Origin of the sequence: Compostibacillus humi, from assembly GCF_014637175.1 — a bacterium.
Classification (GTDB): Bacteria; Bacillota; Bacilli; order Bacillales; family Amphibacillaceae; genus Oceanobacillus; species Oceanobacillus humi.
The window spans coordinates 1-16,172 of record NZ_BMEV01000074.1; the positions used below are offsets into that span (position 1 = coordinate 1).

Here is a 16,172-nt window from a genome sequence, read left to right on the forward strand (position 1 = left end):
GCAGGGCGAAAGTTACGAGGATTTGCCGAAGCGCATGAAGCCCTTCAACGAATGTTTGAAGAACGTTATTGTTAACCAAATATTGTAAATAAACAAAATAAGGGGATTCTCCCCTTCCACACAGGAGACTGAATATTCAGTCTCTTGTGTAGAGGAAATATCCCCCTCTATTCTAAATCCATTTCAGAGATACCCTATCTATCTTACATTACACAAAATTCTTGACGGTACCTCTAGCGCAATTCCTTGAATTCTTTTTAACGTGTTAACATCAATTAATTCGTTATATTTTGTTGTATTTTTACATCGTTGATGCGAGACTAATCCGTAGCAATCAACCCATTTGTTTTCCAAACATCATACCTAGCTTTCTATTCTATTCTTTTGTCAGTATCATTCATAGCATAACCTCCAAATTATTGTACAATATGTTCCTGGAGTTCCGTTGTTCCCATTAGCTATGATTGGCGGGCTTTTAGTAAATCTTGTCATCTCATCTCTAAAGCTTCCGGAGAACTTGCAGAATCTGTGCTTCAACAACCCATTCATTCACCTGGTTGATGATGGATGCGTCCAAGCGTTTTCGGAAATGGGTCCATCAAAGATGCATCAAACTGGGCTTTCTCCTGAAATTCGGGAAGGCCAATGAAATATTGAAGATACGGGTTTTCCGTTATCTGCGCAACCGTTTCTTCATCACTCCAATTCATCCGTTCTTTGATGATAAGCGAACCCAGCGCTATACGTACCGAGAAAGCTTTGTTTCCTTGAGTGGGATCTTTCAAGGAACGAACATCTTCTGCTTTCTCCCAAGGGATGAGTTAAGCGAGACCGACCCAACGATTATCGGGATTCAATTTTCCACCGAATGGCAGGAAAAATTTCATCCGGCATAATCAGTTGTCGTTCATTATGTTCATACATGTGCAAGACCCTCCATGTGCAAGGTTTTTCTGGCAAATTCCGTACTTTCCCTTGCATACTAATTCGACAAAAACTGTTAAATTCCTTGTGAATAAAGGGAATTTTATTAATTCAGTAGACTCTAATTAGGTTACAATATCCCTCATACCCATGTGAATTTTGGGCTGAGGGATAATTTTATTTATCTGATTCTACAGTAGAGAATTAATGGAGAATTGAGTATTAGATTAAATGAAAAGAATCTACAAACCTTTCTGGTGACAAGTTTTTAATATTTTTAGTAGTTTTACCATCAATAATAATTTCTGAAATAATCTTACCAATAATAGGAGCCAATTTAAATCCATGTCCTGAGAAACCACTTGCTATCACAACTTCCTTTAACCCCGGTATTGTTCCTAATACTGCATGATTATCTGGTGTGTATGCATCCATATACGCACTAGAACGTACCGGATCGGGGTATACTGCGGGAAGTAATGTTTCAACAGAATCACGAAGCTTTAAAATCTCCTCTGAATATACGTCCCTGTGTAATTCTTTCGGATTATCTACAGGTAAAGGCTCTTTAGTAAAAGATGCTTTAACCATTGTACCATCTAAAGTTGGTGTTCCTGTTAATCTAAAATCACCACGCATTCTTGCAAATACAGGTAGTTTTTCAGGTTTTGTATCATCAATATTTTTAGGTATAAACCATGTTAATAAAAGTCTTCTCGGCATTAACTTGTCTTTCAGTTCTGGTAGAAGATTAACTGTCCATGCACCAGTTGTAATTACTACTTTTCTAACTCTATACGATTCTCCGTTTGCAATAATCGTTACTCCATTAGAATCTGGAATAATTTTCTGTACAGTAGTGTATTGTTTTATTTTCGCTCCTTTATTAATAGCCAAATATGTTGCAGATACAACAGAAAGCTCTGGTCTTATAAAGCCTGCTTCTTTATCAAGAATTACTAAGTCGTTAGCAAAATATTTAAATTGGGGATACTTTTTTGATGCTTGTTTAATATCTAGGATTTCATGTTCTAACTTATAATTATCAATACTTTCTAATATAGCTTTAATTGGAGGCGAATCTTTTTCCCCTATCATTAATCCCCCGTTTAATGTTAATAGCGATTTACCACTTTCTTTTTCCAATTCTCTCCACAGCTTTTTAGCCTCTATCAATAGTGGAACGTACTCAGCACCTTCCATATATGCCGTTCGGAACAAACGAGATTCTCCACCAGCAGCAGTACGATCATTCCCAATACCAAATTGCTCAAAACCTAAAACTGAAACACCTCGTTTGGAAAGTTGCCATGCGGCCATACTTCCCATTGTACCAACACCAATAATTCCTACATCTGCATCCATTACTATACCTCCCATACACTAAACATACAATTATCAATTTTTTAAAAACGAATTATATTCAGAAAATTAATCTTATTTTATAACGCTGATACTTTCTTTTCTTCATCAGGAGATGCTTTATATATAAAACTAAATACAATAAAACCAAGTAACGAAAGTACAACTCCGTAAACAGCATAAGGTATTGATGTGCCTATTATTTGCGCAATGGCAGCACCAATTATACCAGAAATAATACCTCCCGTCGCACCTTTAGCGCTATTAAATCTGGTTTTCCGTAAAGCAATGCCCAAAAATATTGGAACTAGTAAGCCTGCAGCAGAATAAGCATAAGTTGCTTGTAACCAACCTAAAGCTTGTGGATAATATAGCGATAGAGCAACTGCGATAATGACGACAATTACTGATAGAATTCGTGAGCTTTGTAATAGGGTACGATCATTTACATTTGGATTGATATAAGATTTATAAATATCGTGCGTAATATTTACTACTACTGACTGAATTGCACTGCTAACTGTAGACATAATTGTTGCGACGATAAATCCTGAATAAACTGCAAGGAACCATGTTGGTATCTGGGTCAATAACCAACCTGAAGCTAGTTCAGGATTTTCTAATCCAGGATTCTGTGAACGAATTGCTATTCCCATAAATGAAGCCCAAGTACCACTAATAACGCCTGCAACTGCAGCAATGTAGAAACCTCTTCTGGCAGTCTTAGGATCTTTTGAAGAATATATTCTTTGATAAGACATCTGGTTGGTAAGCGCTCCCGGAAATATTGCGAAAATCCAGAGAATGATTGTTGCTAATCCAACAGCCCCTAAACCTTCTGGAAAAGAAACAATATTTTCCGGAACATTGGAGACGATTCCTGACCAACCTCCCGCCATATTTAACATGTAGATTCCACTTAAAATAGCTAATAATAGCATAAAACATCCAAACACAAAGTCTGTCCAAGCGACTGAAGCCAAACCACCCGGCAGAACAAATAACAAGCTAATAGCAGCGAATATTACAACTAGTAATGTAAAAGAAATCCCAGTAATTTGTGTATATAGATTCCCAAAAGCTACTAATTGAGTACATAACCAACCAAAAGGTACAATAATCGCAAGTAAAGTAGCTATCGTCATCATTAATTTATTCTCACCATAAAGTCTTTTAAAAATATCAGGTAACGTAGAAAATTTATGTTTATGTAACCAACCTGCAAACAATACTAGAATGACTATTCCCAATGAATATAGTAAATTGTATGTGACCGCCGACCAACCTGCACTATAACCAATTCCTACATGGGCAACGAGTACTCCACCACCCATTCCAGTAGCAAACTGCGTCCCAGCAACTACATAAATTGGTAGCGATCTACCTCCAACATTCCAGTCGTCAATATCTTTTTGTCTTCTTCCAATCCATAATGATATGCCTACTCCTATGCTGAGAATAATTAACGAGCTAATGATGATTGCTAAAGTAGCACTCATTTTATCCTCCTCCAAAAAATAGTTATCCTTAACTATAAATTAAAATCTTGAGAGGCTATATCTAGTGATATCTAAAGATGTTTCTCCTTCTGTTAGCAACTCTGCCATTAATGTGCCGACAATTGGTGAAAGAGTAATTCCGCTATGCATAGCAGCTATAAAAGCTCCAGGTAGACCTGGAATTTGACCAAGAATAGGTAATTCATCTAATGGCATTACACGAATACCAGCAAACGTACGAACTATATTTGCTTCTGCTAATGCTGGTATAAAATCAATGGCCATTTTAGCAGTTTGCTGAATAACATCTAATGTGGTTCTTCGATCATATCCCACCTCCTCTTTTGAATAACCAATTAAGACTTCGCCGTTAACTGTTTGGCGAATTCCTCCAATTGTATACTTAAGGAAAGGTTGTAGAGGTTCAGTGATAATAATTTGTCCGCGCACTTGTTTTATAGGTATATGAACCCCTAGCAACTCTCCCAAATCCTTTGACCATGGACCTCCTGCTAATATTAATTTTGTTGTAAGAAAGGTTCCTCGCTCTGTTTTTACTTGATATCCATTACCGGACTTTACAATATCTAGAACTCTATTATAGTAAGACGTTTTTACTCCATTTTTCCTCGCTGCTTTAACATATAATTCCACCAGGCGAAATGGATTCACCGTTCCATCCAGCTTACTAAAAGTTGCTCCGGCAATCTTTGAGGATAAATAAGGTTCCATCTCTAATACTTCATCTTTTGTTAATACTTTAATATCGATTCCAACTTCTGCTTGTTTTTCTGCGAGTCTATATGCCTTCTCTCTTTCAGCTTCATTAAAAAATGGGGCTATTCCTCCAGTTCGATTGTATTCAACATCACCGATTTTCTTTTCAAGAATTGGATACAGTTCAGCACTATATAAACTCAATTCCCCGTACCAAGAAGGTACTTTAGTATGGACCCAAACCCAAGCCTGTGTTGAACCGGATGTACCTGACAAAGGGAAATCTTTATCAATTAGTAATATCTCATGCTCTTTATATTCCGATAAATGATAGGCAATACTGCTTCCAACGACACCGCTACCAATAATAATTACATCAAACTTCTTCATCTGTTATCACCATCTTCATCCACAGACTCAGCTAATACTGATGCGATACTACTGTTCTCAATATCAGTTACAAGTACTTTCATTTTTATTGGCTTTACTGGAATTCTCATCCTAGTTAAAGGTAAATCTTTTAATTGTTTTCCAGTGTTATTTGCTATTATCTCATTTACTGGTCCGATACAATTTTTTGATTGACATGGTCCCATCCCGCATCTTGTTAATCGTTTAATATCATCAAAAGTTTCTGCACCATACTTAATTGCAGTTTCTATTTCATCTATATTTATTTCCTCACACCGACAGACAATCGTTGATTTGTCCATTTATTAATCTCCTTTCAGTGTGGTACCACTCAAGGATCTATTAATATTTAATTGCTGATGTATTGTTTATCAGATTCAATCTTTCTTTGAAGACATATTCATCTTCCAACCTACTTAATTCAACCCAAAGATTTTTAATTTTTTTATCTACAACTATTGAACTCACTAAGCCTATCTCTCCTAATGCATTCCACGCAGCTATTTCACCCGTTAGTAGAATAGGTCCCAAATCCGTTATTCCCGCTGCGTTTCCTGCTACATAGCAGTTTGGATTTCCTGTTAAAAAACGGTTATCGTATTTTGGTATCCATCCACCTAGTCCTTTTTTATAAGTGAATTCACAATTTAAGATTTCAAAAGGTTCTAGAATTGGCCGAAATCCATTTGCTACACATATGAGATCAACATATAATTCATTTTCTCCATTTGGAGTTTCAATTATGACTTGCTCAACTTTCCCACGTCCTCTTGCAGCTTTAATTCTACTGCTTGTAAAAATTGGAATATTTCCTATTTCGCCTAATTTACTAGTATCCTTACATTGAATATTAAGTTGTTCTTCTATAATCGCTTTAACTGAAACACCACATTGCTGTAGAAGTAGTGCAACTTCAAGAGCAAAAATATTTGATCCGACCATAATAGCTTCGTTACCAGGCCGAACAAATTCTCTATTAACTAATATTTGTGCCGCTCCAGCTGTCATAACCCCCGGAAGTGTCCATCCAGGAAAAATTAATGCTTCTTCTTGAGCTCCAGGTGCAAGGATGTTTTTTTTAGATTGGATTTCCAAAACTTTTTCTCCATTCGAAACCCCTATATTCCCGTTCTTAAAGGAACCCACCATCGTATGATTTGTAAATACAGTTATATTTGAATTATTTAACTGGTTTTCTAGTTCATTGTATATTTCAATCCCTAAACCACTGTCGATATTTTTCGGTAAATTAGAGAAATATTGAGTTTGGCTTCGTAATTGGCCGCCTAAAAATACTGATTCATCAATTAAAATTACATCTGCTCCAGCCCTATCAGCTGTTAGTGCTGCCTTTATTCCTGCTGGTCCAGCACCTACTACTAACACATCAGTTTTCAATAACATCCCTCCCAACTTTTGGATCACTATTATTGGAATACACTTTCATACCTTCCTCGAGTAATGTAGTACAGCTGATAATATGATATTGATTATTAATAGTTACGTAGCAACTCATGCATCTTCCGACACCACAGTATAAACCTCTAGCCTGATTAAGTTTACGGCTTCTGCCAAATTCTAGAATTCCATTAGCCATTAACGCTCCTGCGACAGTTTGTCCTTTTTTGGCCTTCATTTTTTTATCATTAAAGTAGAAGTAGATATCATCCTGTAAAGTTTTTTCTAGGATAGGATGTTGCTTAATTTCCATAACATAACAGACCTCCTCAAATAAATTTCATTATTCTGAATTTGGTGCCCATAAATTATAACGTTATAATGTTATAACATTATAATTTACTACTTATTTATAAATCTATTTCTAAATAGTATTTAAATTCGTTGGAAACAGTTATAAACCTCGAATACTCAACTACATCGTCCTTTTCTGTAGTTGTAATGCGATCCATTATAAGTAACTGTTCCCCTATTGGCACATTTAATAATACTGCTTCAGATTGCTCTGCAACCTTTGAAGAGATATAAACCTTGGCTTTCTTTAAATTCAAACCATATTTTTTAATAAAAATATTGTATAATAGCTTATCTTCTAAATCTTCCCACTTTAAATCTGTTATCAAAGATTGATTAACCCAGGAATTCTCTATGACTATAGGTTTTTCATTATCTAACTTAATTCGAGAAATATAATAGACTTTATCCTTTTCATTTATTTCCATGATTTCAGCTATGGATTTACCTGGGTTAATAACTTCAAAACTTAATGTTTTGTGAGGATAGCTTTTTTCCTTACCAAGTTTATCTTGAATTGATACGAGCTTTGATAAATTTGTTTCTTCAATTTTATTAACAAATGTCCCTTTTCCACTAATCCTGAATAATTTACCACTTTGTACGAGATCAAGAATTGCACGTTTTACTGTAATCGTGCTTACTTCAAACAAAGATGCAAGTTCTTTTTCTGTAGGAATTTGATATCCTGGAGCCCATTCACCAGAATCTATTTTCTTTTCAAGATATTGACGAATTTGTCTATGTAGTGGTATTGAACTGTCTCTTTCTAGCATGAAATTACCTCTCTGTATTATTATAATATTATAATTTTTCGGTATTATACCAATTAAGAATTTTTAGGTCAAGCGTAATTTTATTCCACCGGTTCAGAATTTACGATTGATGGCGGCGTAACTGCATCCAACTAATTCAGCAGGAAACTGATACAACATACGATACACAAAATCAGGATAGCCTTGGAGAATTCCAGGTTGTCCTGATTTTTGTTCTAATGGGCTATAGAAGCGTTCTATGAGCACTTCGAAAACCCTTGTCCCATGCTAGCGGGCTTTAGAATCATTCATTCTTCGCATCCAATCCGTTTATCTTGAAATAAGGTCTGTTAAAATCCAATTCACAAAATACCCCATTCACATCTCCAAAATACAAAAGCCAACAAAAGATGAACCAGTGTCATCCTTTGTCCGCTTTTAGCATGTCTGTCAGCATCCCTTGAGCCGAGTGTTAAACTGAATCGGATTGGAATACGAATTCTTTTTCGGACCGCTGTCAGCAGCCCTAAATCCGATGTTAACCCCCCACCGCCTGTTTCTCTTTCCTGCCTGATAACACAACCTAAACGCATTGTCCGGGATAAACTCTCCGTCGCCCATTTTGCCTAATACATTTCTAACCGTGTAATCCGCGTTGAGCCCATTTTGCCTATTTGCATTTTTAACCGTGTAATCCGCGTTGAATAATGAAATCAATAGGTTTATTATTTGTTGTTATCAATTCAATATTTGGCATAGTCTTTTTCAATTTCTCTAGTAATTGTTCCTTAATAATATTGCTATTTTGGAGAAGACCTCCAAGCAAAAGGAGTTTAAATGGTTTTTCTGCTATCCCTGCCCGTTTCACTGCAGCAACGACGAGTTGATAAAGTTCATTGATTGCATGCTCTATAATGCTTTGACTTACTGCATCCCCTTTTATATAAGCCTGCTCTACGATTTTAGCAAGAGCCCCTACTTCATGAATTGAGAATTGGGTGCTATACACCCAGTCAATGATCTCTTCATGGTCAGAAAAACGAAAATGCGCCAATACGAGCTCATGCAGTATCGTTTTTGGTCCCCGGCCATCATGCATTTTTAAAATAGCGCGGATTGCTTCTTTACCAATCCAATAGCCTGCACCTTCATCGCCAAGTTTGTGTCCCACTCCTCCCGAACGAACAAAATGATTATTACCGTCATGCGCGTAAACAATGGAACCTGTACCTGCGATTAAAATAACACCGGGATTATTGTTGGTGACTCCCAATAAAACGGATAGGGCATCATTTTCAATCATGACATGATTAATCCGTATCCCACTTTCTGTAATGGCTTCCCTGACAATTTCCTCGACATTTTCCTTATCCTTTTTCGTATCAATTCCAGCAAGGGCGAAGACAGCCTTTTGGAAACATATTTCAGCAGAATCGCAGGCGCCTGAACGAGCAATGACATCCAGTATCAGCTTCACAATCATCTGCTTAACGTTTTCCTTTCCCGCTACATGGTAATTCGCCGTACCCGACCTTCCTGAAGCTAATACTTTCCCAGAATCATCCGTAATGACTGCAACTGTTTTGGTTCCCCCGCCATCCAGTGCCAATAGGGGAAACTCCTTCTGATTTGCCGGTTGCCTATTCATTTTTAAACTTTTCTCTCCAAACAAATTGCTGTACAAATTATCACCTGTATACTTGTTATTTTTTTACTTTCCATCCATCATTATACTTTTCAGTTTACAATCTATCATATGCTTTGCTGATTCAAGGATTTCCTTCTTTTCATCCAGCCAAGCGTTTAATTCACGCTGCTGTTCCCGTCTCACTGCAATTGTTTTTTCCATTCTTTCTTTATTGGGACCACCTTCTAAGGAACGTATTTCTATAAAATGCTCCGGGTTTAATGCATTACGCAATTGCTCCTCTGACATATTCAGCTTTCGCCCAAGAACATGGAGAGCATGTTTGTTTAATCGGTCCAATGTCAAATATTCCAATGACGCTTTATCATTTTTTACTAAATCTTGCACTGCGGCACTAACAATTTCATGGGCTTTTCGAAAGGACAGACCATTTGTGCGAACAAGTGTATCAGCTAATTCCGTCACATTCGCGAAGCTTTCCTTCGCCCGGTTTAAGAGCTTCTCCTTATTTACTTTCATCGTCATGAGCACACTGGAAAGTAAATAATATATCTTCGTTAATTTTTCCAGCGCATTCCACATATATGGCTGCATATCATCTTCTGTATCTACAATATCACCAAAAGGTGTATTATGCATCATTGAGAGAACCGTTTCTGCATCCCCCATCACACTTGACAGCATTGCCCGAGTATGTTCAATGGACACTGGATTTTGCTTTTGCGGCATGATTGAACTTATTTGCACATATGGATCAAACAGCTTAAAAGTGCCGAATTCCTGTGTCCCCCATAGAAGCAAGTCTTGGGTGGAGCGGCCTAAATTAATCGCCGCTAATTGGACGGCTGTAGCAGCCTCACCGATATAATCTGCGCCAGAAACAGCATCCCAAGCATTATCAATTATTTCTTCAAAGCCGAGCAGTTGTTGTACCGTCTTCCGATTAATGGGAAAACCAGATGTAGTTAGTGCTGCCGCTCCCATACTGCTTCTGTTCACCGTTCTAAAGGCGGCTTGTAACCGCTCAATGTCTCTTGTCAAAAAGTCGGTCATCGCATTAAAATAGTGTCCCAGTGTAGTCGGCTGTGCCTGTTGTGTATGGGTATATCCAATCATAACCGTCTCAATATGCTCTTCAGTCAATTCCACTAGACTTTCACGCAAAAACAATGCAGCCTCCATACAATCCAATAATCTTTCGCGAAGATTCATCCGATAAATGGCAATTCCCATATCGTTTCTGCTGCGGGCAATATGAAGATTTCCAGCAATTTCCCCCGCATCTTTAATAAGGAAATCCTCTATTTCAAAAAATAAATCTTCATAGGCGCCATCATATTGCCTGCCCCTAACTTCTGCAACATCGATTTTTTTTATCGATGAAACGATTTTTGCTGCCTCTTCTTTATTAATAATCTTTTCTTCAACAAGCATAATTAAGTGCGCTAAATGAATTTGAATCATTGGATCAATTGAATGGCACTTTGCCTGATTATAAGCTGGCTCAAGTACGAGATCCTTATATGTTTTAGATGGAAAAGTTTTCCCTTCCTTTTTTAAAATCCTTTTTCGGTGTAATGAACCCATTTTGCACATCCTCTCCATTATCTAACCAAGTGAAGCACCTGTTTGGTTTGAATCACCCTTTATCTTTTCATTAACCAATAACACAACAATAATCAATACCGTTTGCAGTACCCCATAAGCACAGGCCGTTCCAAATTGGAATGCATACATCCGATTCCATATGCCAACAGATAACGGCATCGTTTGCGGGCTGTAAAGTAAAATCGAAGCAACAAATTCTGTCAACCCTTGGACAAAGGCAAGCAACGTTCCTGCGAGGATTCCTGGCATAATAATTGGAAAAACAACCCTTCTAAAGGAATACCACCAAGTTGCTCCAAGACTCTGAGCAGCCTCCTCAATGGAATCATCCATCTGAATTAAACTTGCCTGTGTATTTCTAAATACAAGGGGGAGCTGTCTGACAAAATAGGCTAACGGCAAAATCCAAAACGTTCCGACAAGCACTTGATTTAAAGAAAACACACTAGGTTCGCTAAAAGCAGAAATTAAATTTACTGCCACAACAGTACCAGGAAGGGCCCACGGTACCATAATTAAAATATCCATGAACACTTTCCCTTTGAACTGAAAACGAACCATCGCATAGGCAGCCGCCACGCCGAAAATAATATTTCCTATTACAGCGAAGATACTCATTTGAATACTGTTCTTTATCGGCCCCCATGTTCTCGAATCAGTAAACAATTCAATATAATGGTCAAGGGTATATTTTGTTGGAATAATTTGTGTCGTCCATTCCCCATCCACAGCAAAGGAAATCAAGGCAATCACCATAATTGGAAGCATTAAGATGATGACACCAATGGTGGATAAAACAGCTGCAATATACTTGATGCGGGATGACCGCACCTCTGTACGATGTACACCAACCCCTTTGCTTTGGCTTTGATAGTTCCTGCGGTTTTGATACCAAGTCATCAAAATCAGAAAGGCAATTGACACCATTGATAGAATAGTAGATTGGGTTGCTGCCATATCAAGATTCCCATTTGTTCTCGATAAGGTAATCGCCATTGTCATGACCCTTTCAACACCAAACATCAATGGTGCTGTGTAAGAAGCCATAGAAATCATGAATACAAGCAACGAAGAAGCGACCATGGCTGGGGTGAGCATCGGCAAAATAATTTTACGCCATATCGTAACACGGTTAGCACCTAGACTAGTTGCCGCTTCTTCCAGTGATAAATCCAGCCCCCTAATCGCTGCCGAAGCACTTAAATAAAAGTAAGGATACATCGTAAAAGTATGAACGACAATAATTCCCCAAATTCCTTCCACAGCAAAAGGCACGTCTTCTAATTGAAATATGTATTGGAATAGTCGCGGGAAAATTCCGCTATTTCCATATAAAAAGGAAAAAGAAATCGCACCGATTAACGGCGGCAAGGCCATTGGCACTAGCACAAAAACAGATAAAATCTTTCTGCCGGGAAATTCATAGCGATTTAATAGAAAGGCCATCCCAACTCCAACTATTGCACAAGTAATAACACTGACAATCGAAATAAAAACACTATTAAATAGTGACTCTAAATTTGCCTCCGTTGTAAAGAAACTGAGATAATTTCCAAACGTCAAAGCACCTTCCTGATCGAACACACTTTGTGCAAAGGTTTTGTACAACGGATAAATAACATAAGCAAATAAAACGAGAACTAAAGGTGATATTAAAACATAAACGAAGTACTTTGATTGTGTCATTTTTTGCCAAGCATTTTGTTTAGATGCAGGTGCTCCACTGCTATTCGTCATTCTATCACCTCTTTTCACTCATAAAATAGATACCGCTTTCTGGTATATGCAATTTAATTGAATCTCCGCGTCCTAATACTTCTGTTCCCGCATTAACGATCATCACCTTTAATTCATGATCTCCTGCTTTCACAAGATAATTAATGCTCATACCGGTAAATTCACTCAATTGAATTATGCCTTCCAATGGATTTGTTCCCTCACCTGCATTAATCATTTCAGGTCGGATAGAAAGAATCACTTGTTTCTCTTTCTCAAAGTCCAGCTGCGGAGAACTATTTTCCCTTAATCCTGTAAGCAGCGTACCTTGACCAATATCGACGGTGATATGGGTATCTGTTACTTTTATTACATCGGCCTTTATAATATTCGTCTCCCCAATAAACGAAGCAACGAAATGATTGACCGGTTTATTATATATTTCTTGGGGTGTCCCAATTTGTTGGATTTTCCCTTGATTCATCACCATAATCCGATCCGACATCGCCATTGCCTCATGCTGATCGTGAGTGACATAAATAGTCGTAATGCCAAGTTCAACTTGCAGCCGTTTAATTTCCACCCTAGTTTCATCCCGCAATTTCGCGTCTAAGTTGGATAATGGTTCATCAAGCAGCAAAATATCAGGCTCGATGACAAGTGCCCGAGCGAGAGCCACCCGCTGTTGCTGTCCCCCTGACAGTTCGGTAATTTTCCTGTCACCATACCCTTCAAGGCGCACAAATTTCTGGGCTCTTTCTACTTTTTCTTTTATTTCCCTTTTGGAAAGTTTCCTCACTTCCAGCCCAAAAGCAATATTTTCAAATACCGTCATATGCGGAAATAGGGCATAATTTTGAAACACCATGCCGATATTTCGCTTATTCGGCTTTAATCCTGTAACATCGTCACCGTCAAAGTAAACTTTACCTTTCGTAGGAAAGTAAAATCCTGCAATTATTCGTAACGTCGTCGTTTTACCACAGCCGCTCGGACCTAAAAAGGTAAAAAACTCCCCACTGTTTATCTGAATATCCACATCATGAACACCGATTGATTTTCCAAACATTTTTGTTACGTGATCTAATCTTACGCTTTTCATCAACTCACCTGCCCCTTTTTATGCAAAAAGGGTGATATATAGATACATCACCCTTTCCCTTTCCATCAATTAATTTTGGCCTTTAATGTTACTATCCCAATATTCCATCCATTCCATTTCCTTTTCCGCTAAAACTTCCCAGTCAAGTTCAAGTTCTTTTAGTTCCAAATCACGGTACCAATCTGGCATCGCATCCACATCAATATCAGTGCGGGATGGAATTTGGAACGTTTCCTTGGACAATTCAGCTACAACCTCTTTATCAAACAGGAATTCATAGAACAACTCTGCATTTTCTTTATTCTTGGCCTCTTTAATAATACCAACCGCGTCGACTAAAATTGGAGCACCGCTTTCGGGATAAATGTAGTCAAAAGGCTGATTGTTCGCATGGGCCTGAATTAAAATATCCTGTAAATTCCACAGAGAGACAGTTCCTTCCTGACGGGCCAGTTTTAAGTAAAGGTTCGTCGGGTCCTGTGCATATTCTTTTGTATTGGCATCAAGTTTTTCCAGCCATTTATAGCCCGGCTCCGGATTATTCGAATCTTGACGGTAGATCATTGCAGAGTAGATAGTTCTCATAGTCCCTGATGGCAATACACCACGGATAATGATTTCATCTTTCCACTTTTCATCCAGCAAGTCATCCCAATCCTGCGGTCCGGTCTCTTTATCTAATACATCACTATTAATCATAATTACTTCAGGAAGCAGCATTTCACCGTACCAGCGCCCTTCTGGATCTTTATGTTCTGGTTCTATCGCATCATCGAAGGACGGTGTATATGGTTCCAATAAATCTTCCTCAGCTGCTTGCATAAAGGCTGACTGTGTTCCTCCCCACCAAAAATCTCCTCCAGGATTTGACTGTTCACCGCGGACACGTTCCAAAATTTCCTGTGCCCCCATCGTCAGCACATCCACCTGAATGTCCGGATACTTCTCATTAAACATTGTAACTACTTTATCAACAACCGTTTGGTCGCGTGCCGTGTAAACGACAAGTTTTCCTGATCCTTCCCCTTTGCCGTCTCCTTCTGGATTATTATCTTCGGAAGTTTCATTTCCGCCGCCACATGCAGCAAGGAAAAGGAAGAAAGCCACTGTCACCAATAGCCAAGCAATCTTTCTTCTCAATGGTATCCCTCCCATATATTTAACTATTTTTATATTTAAAGCCGGCAACATGAAAATCGGTTAATGCGAGATGAAATGCTCCATAGATGCCAGCCTTAATGCCTAAAGTTGTCACCTTGATTTCCGGCATTTGCGGAACATACCTTTCAATCGTTTCCTTGAAATAGTTCATGGATTGCTCGTTCATATTCACTAACTCACCCGATAAAATTACAGCTTCCGGGTCGATAATGCTAATTAGGTTGATTACCGCTTTTGCCCAATGTTTAATCGTATCATCCAAAATCTCCTTTACCTTCGGATGATGCTGATTGTTCTGCAATATCTCTAATAAGGAATCCCCTTTATCGTTTTCAATGCGTACATTTAACTCCTTCAGCCTCTGGGCGACACCGATTAATCCATAATTATTTTCAAAGACTCCTAACTCTTTTTTCTCTGATTCCCGGTCTCCAATCATCATAAAACCTATTTCCCCTGATGCGTTATTTGCACCTTTATAAAACTTTTTATTTAGAAAGAGACCGCTGCCAATTCCATTCCCGATAAACAAATAAACAAAATTATCTGTATTTTGTCCTTGCCCCTTGTAATATTCGCCGATAGTCATCAAATTTACGTCATTCTCAATAATCACATCGATATTGAAGCGACTCGATAATTCTTTTTTCAAGTTGATATTGCCCCACTTAATGGTTGGTGAGGAGCGTATGATTTCCTCTGTATCCATCTTAATTCCGGACACACCAACGACCATTCCCAATATCTTTTCAAAAGTAATTCTTTCTGCCTCCAAAAGTTTTCTTACCTGCTTTTCGATCGTATCAATGATGGCACTACCTTCGCTATACCGGGGGAATTTTTGTCCGTAACTGGTTATAATTTCTCCGTTCATGTCGCCCAACGCATAATGAATTGTGTCATTTTCGATTAAAATTCCAATCACAAACTGGAAACGGGAATTATATGTAAGATAAATAGGCTTTTTCCCGCCACTTGACTCACCGACACCAACTTCCAGAATCAACCCTTCGTCAATCAGTTCTCTAACGATTTCAGAAACGGTCGGTTTGCTTAGTTTTGTTTTCTTGGCAAGGTCAGCCCGGGATTGCTTTGGATGTTTTCTTAATTCATTGATAATCAGTTCCCTATTCATTACTTTTACTGTTTGCGGAGTAGTTTTTTTCATCTGTTATCACAATCCATCCATCATCTTCTCTTTTACTTAGTTAGTAAACCTAACTATCAAAGTTTTTATTAGTATAATATGGCAGCGATTACATGTCAATATATTTTAAATATTTTTTATTAGAAAAATGGTAATTACTTCTGACTCCAATCAGACTGAGAAAATGAGAAATCTTAAAGTGGACCCCATCGTCAAGACAACTTTTTTATAAATTTAAGGTGCATTGAGTTTTGCTTCTTCCCATCTTGCCAACCAAGCCTTTCATGTGGCAGGTTCTGTCAAGGGCGTATTCTCCCTTGACAGGTTCTGTCGCATGAAAGATAATTTCTCAAAGATGGGAAGGGCAATG

Annotated in this window: 13 protein-coding genes and 1 pseudogene; all 14 read right to left on the reverse strand. The window is 38.1% G+C overall.

Annotation, left to right across the window (positions count from 1 at the left end; translation table 11 throughout):
- Nucleotides 1–535: 535 nt before the first annotated feature.
- A pseudogene (locus IEV18_RS14690) lies at nt 536–924 on the reverse strand (transposase); the annotation flags it as partial.
- A gap of 222 nt (nt 925–1,146) precedes the next feature.
- Nucleotides 1,147–2,289, reverse strand: coding sequence for an N-methyl-L-tryptophan oxidase (solA, locus tag IEV18_RS14695; RefSeq protein WP_188393147.1), 1,143 nt, complete (start codon nt 2,287–2,289; stop codon nt 1,147–1,149).
- Nucleotides 2,290–2,366: 77 nt separating this feature from the next.
- A complete protein-coding gene (locus tag IEV18_RS14700) occupies nt 2,367–3,785 on the reverse strand; it encodes a sodium:solute symporter family protein (protein ID WP_188393148.1) in 1,419 nt (472 codons plus the stop codon).
- 39 nt (nt 3,786–3,824) lie between these two features.
- Nucleotides 3,825–4,892 carry an NAD(P)/FAD-dependent oxidoreductase gene (locus IEV18_RS14705; RefSeq protein WP_188393149.1) on the reverse strand — a complete coding sequence of 356 codons (1,068 nt, stop codon included), beginning with the start codon at nt 4,890–4,892 and terminating at the stop codon, nt 3,825–3,827.
- On the reverse strand, nt 4,889–5,215 hold the full coding sequence (locus IEV18_RS14710) for a (2Fe-2S)-binding protein (protein ID WP_188393150.1): 327 nt from the start codon (nt 5,213–5,215) through the stop codon (nt 4,889–4,891). Before IEV18_RS14710 ends, IEV18_RS14705 begins: the two co-directional genes overlap by 4 nt.
- A gap of 40 nt (nt 5,216–5,255) precedes the next feature.
- Entirely contained in the window at nt 5,256–6,311 is a 1,056-nt protein-coding gene (locus tag IEV18_RS14715) for an NAD(P)/FAD-dependent oxidoreductase (protein WP_188393151.1), read from the reverse strand.
- On the reverse strand, nt 6,301–6,624 hold the full coding sequence (locus tag IEV18_RS14720; RefSeq protein ID WP_188393152.1) for a (2Fe-2S)-binding protein: 324 nt from the start codon (nt 6,622–6,624) through the stop codon (nt 6,301–6,303). Before IEV18_RS14720 ends, IEV18_RS14715 begins: the two co-directional genes overlap by 11 nt.
- 97 nt (nt 6,625–6,721) lie before the next feature.
- Nucleotides 6,722–7,441 carry a GntR family transcriptional regulator gene (locus IEV18_RS14725; RefSeq protein ID WP_188393153.1) on the reverse strand — a complete coding sequence of 240 codons (720 nt, stop codon included), beginning with the start codon at nt 7,439–7,441 and terminating at the stop codon, nt 6,722–6,724.
- A 661-nt stretch (nt 7,442–8,102) separates the two neighbouring features.
- Nucleotides 8,103–9,029, reverse strand: coding sequence for an N-acetylglucosamine kinase (locus IEV18_RS14730; protein WP_188393154.1), 927 nt, complete (start codon nt 9,027–9,029; stop codon nt 8,103–8,105).
- A gap of 102 nt (nt 9,030–9,131) precedes the next feature.
- The gene (argH, locus tag IEV18_RS14735; RefSeq protein ID WP_188393155.1) at nt 9,132–10,655 is read right to left on the reverse strand and encodes an argininosuccinate lyase; all 1,524 of its coding nucleotides are present in this window, start codon (nt 10,653–10,655) and stop codon (nt 9,132–9,134) included.
- Nucleotides 10,656–10,676: 21 nt separating this feature from the next.
- Nucleotides 10,677–12,413, reverse strand: a complete 1,737-nt coding sequence (locus IEV18_RS14740) for an ABC transporter permease (protein WP_188393156.1) — start codon at nt 12,411–12,413, stop codon at nt 10,677–10,679.
- Between the two features lie 4 nt (nt 12,414–12,417).
- Nucleotides 12,418–13,494 (reverse strand): ABC transporter ATP-binding protein, encoded by a 1,077-nt coding sequence (locus IEV18_RS14745; RefSeq protein WP_188393159.1) that lies wholly within the window; start codon nt 13,492–13,494, stop codon nt 12,418–12,420.
- A 69-nt stretch (nt 13,495–13,563) separates the two neighbouring features.
- Complete coding sequence (locus IEV18_RS14750; protein ID WP_188393157.1) at nt 13,564–14,649, reverse strand: extracellular solute-binding protein; 1,086 nt, start codon at nt 14,647–14,649, stop codon at nt 13,564–13,566.
- A gap of 4 nt (nt 14,650–14,653) precedes the next feature.
- The gene (locus IEV18_RS14755; RefSeq protein ID WP_188393158.1) at nt 14,654–15,823 is read right to left on the reverse strand and encodes an ROK family transcriptional regulator; all 1,170 of its coding nucleotides are present in this window, start codon (nt 15,821–15,823) and stop codon (nt 14,654–14,656) included.
- Nucleotides 15,824–16,172 lie beyond the last annotated feature (349 nt).

Bases quoted from the DNA above. Each gene is read 5' to 3' on its own strand.
- IEV18_RS14710 (WP_188393150.1), bottom strand. From the start codon at position 5,215: ATGGACAAATCAACGATTGTCTGTCGGTGTGAGGAAATAAATATAGAT.
- solA (WP_188393147.1), bottom strand. From the start codon at position 2,289: ATGGATGCAGATGTAGGAATTATTGGTGTTGGTACAATGGGAAGTATG.
- IEV18_RS14725 (WP_188393153.1), bottom strand. From the start codon at position 7,441: ATGCTAGAAAGAGACAGTTCAATACCACTACATAGACAAATTCGTCAA.
- IEV18_RS14705 (WP_188393149.1), bottom strand. From the start codon at position 4,892: ATGAAGAAGTTTGATGTAATTATTATTGGTAGCGGTGTCGTTGGAAGC.
- IEV18_RS14745 (WP_188393159.1), bottom strand. From the start codon at position 13,494: ATGAAAAGCGTAAGATTAGATCACGTAACAAAAATGTTTGGAAAATCA.
- argH (WP_188393155.1), bottom strand. From the start codon at position 10,655: ATGGGTTCATTACACCGAAAAAGGATTTTAAAAAAGGAAGGGAAAACT.
- IEV18_RS14740 (WP_188393156.1), bottom strand. From the start codon at position 12,413: ATGACGAATAGCAGTGGAGCACCTGCATCTAAACAAAATGCTTGGCAA.
- IEV18_RS14755 (WP_188393158.1), bottom strand. From the start codon at position 15,823: ATGAAAAAAACTACTCCGCAAACAGTAAAAGTAATGAATAGGGAACTG.
- IEV18_RS14720 (WP_188393152.1), bottom strand. From the start codon at position 6,624: ATGGAAATTAAGCAACATCCTATCCTAGAAAAAACTTTACAGGATGAT.
- IEV18_RS14750 (WP_188393157.1), bottom strand. From the start codon at position 14,649: ATGGGAGGGATACCATTGAGAAGAAAGATTGCTTGGCTATTGGTGACA.
- IEV18_RS14700 (WP_188393148.1), bottom strand. From the start codon at position 3,785: ATGAGTGCTACTTTAGCAATCATCATTAGCTCGTTAATTATTCTCAGC.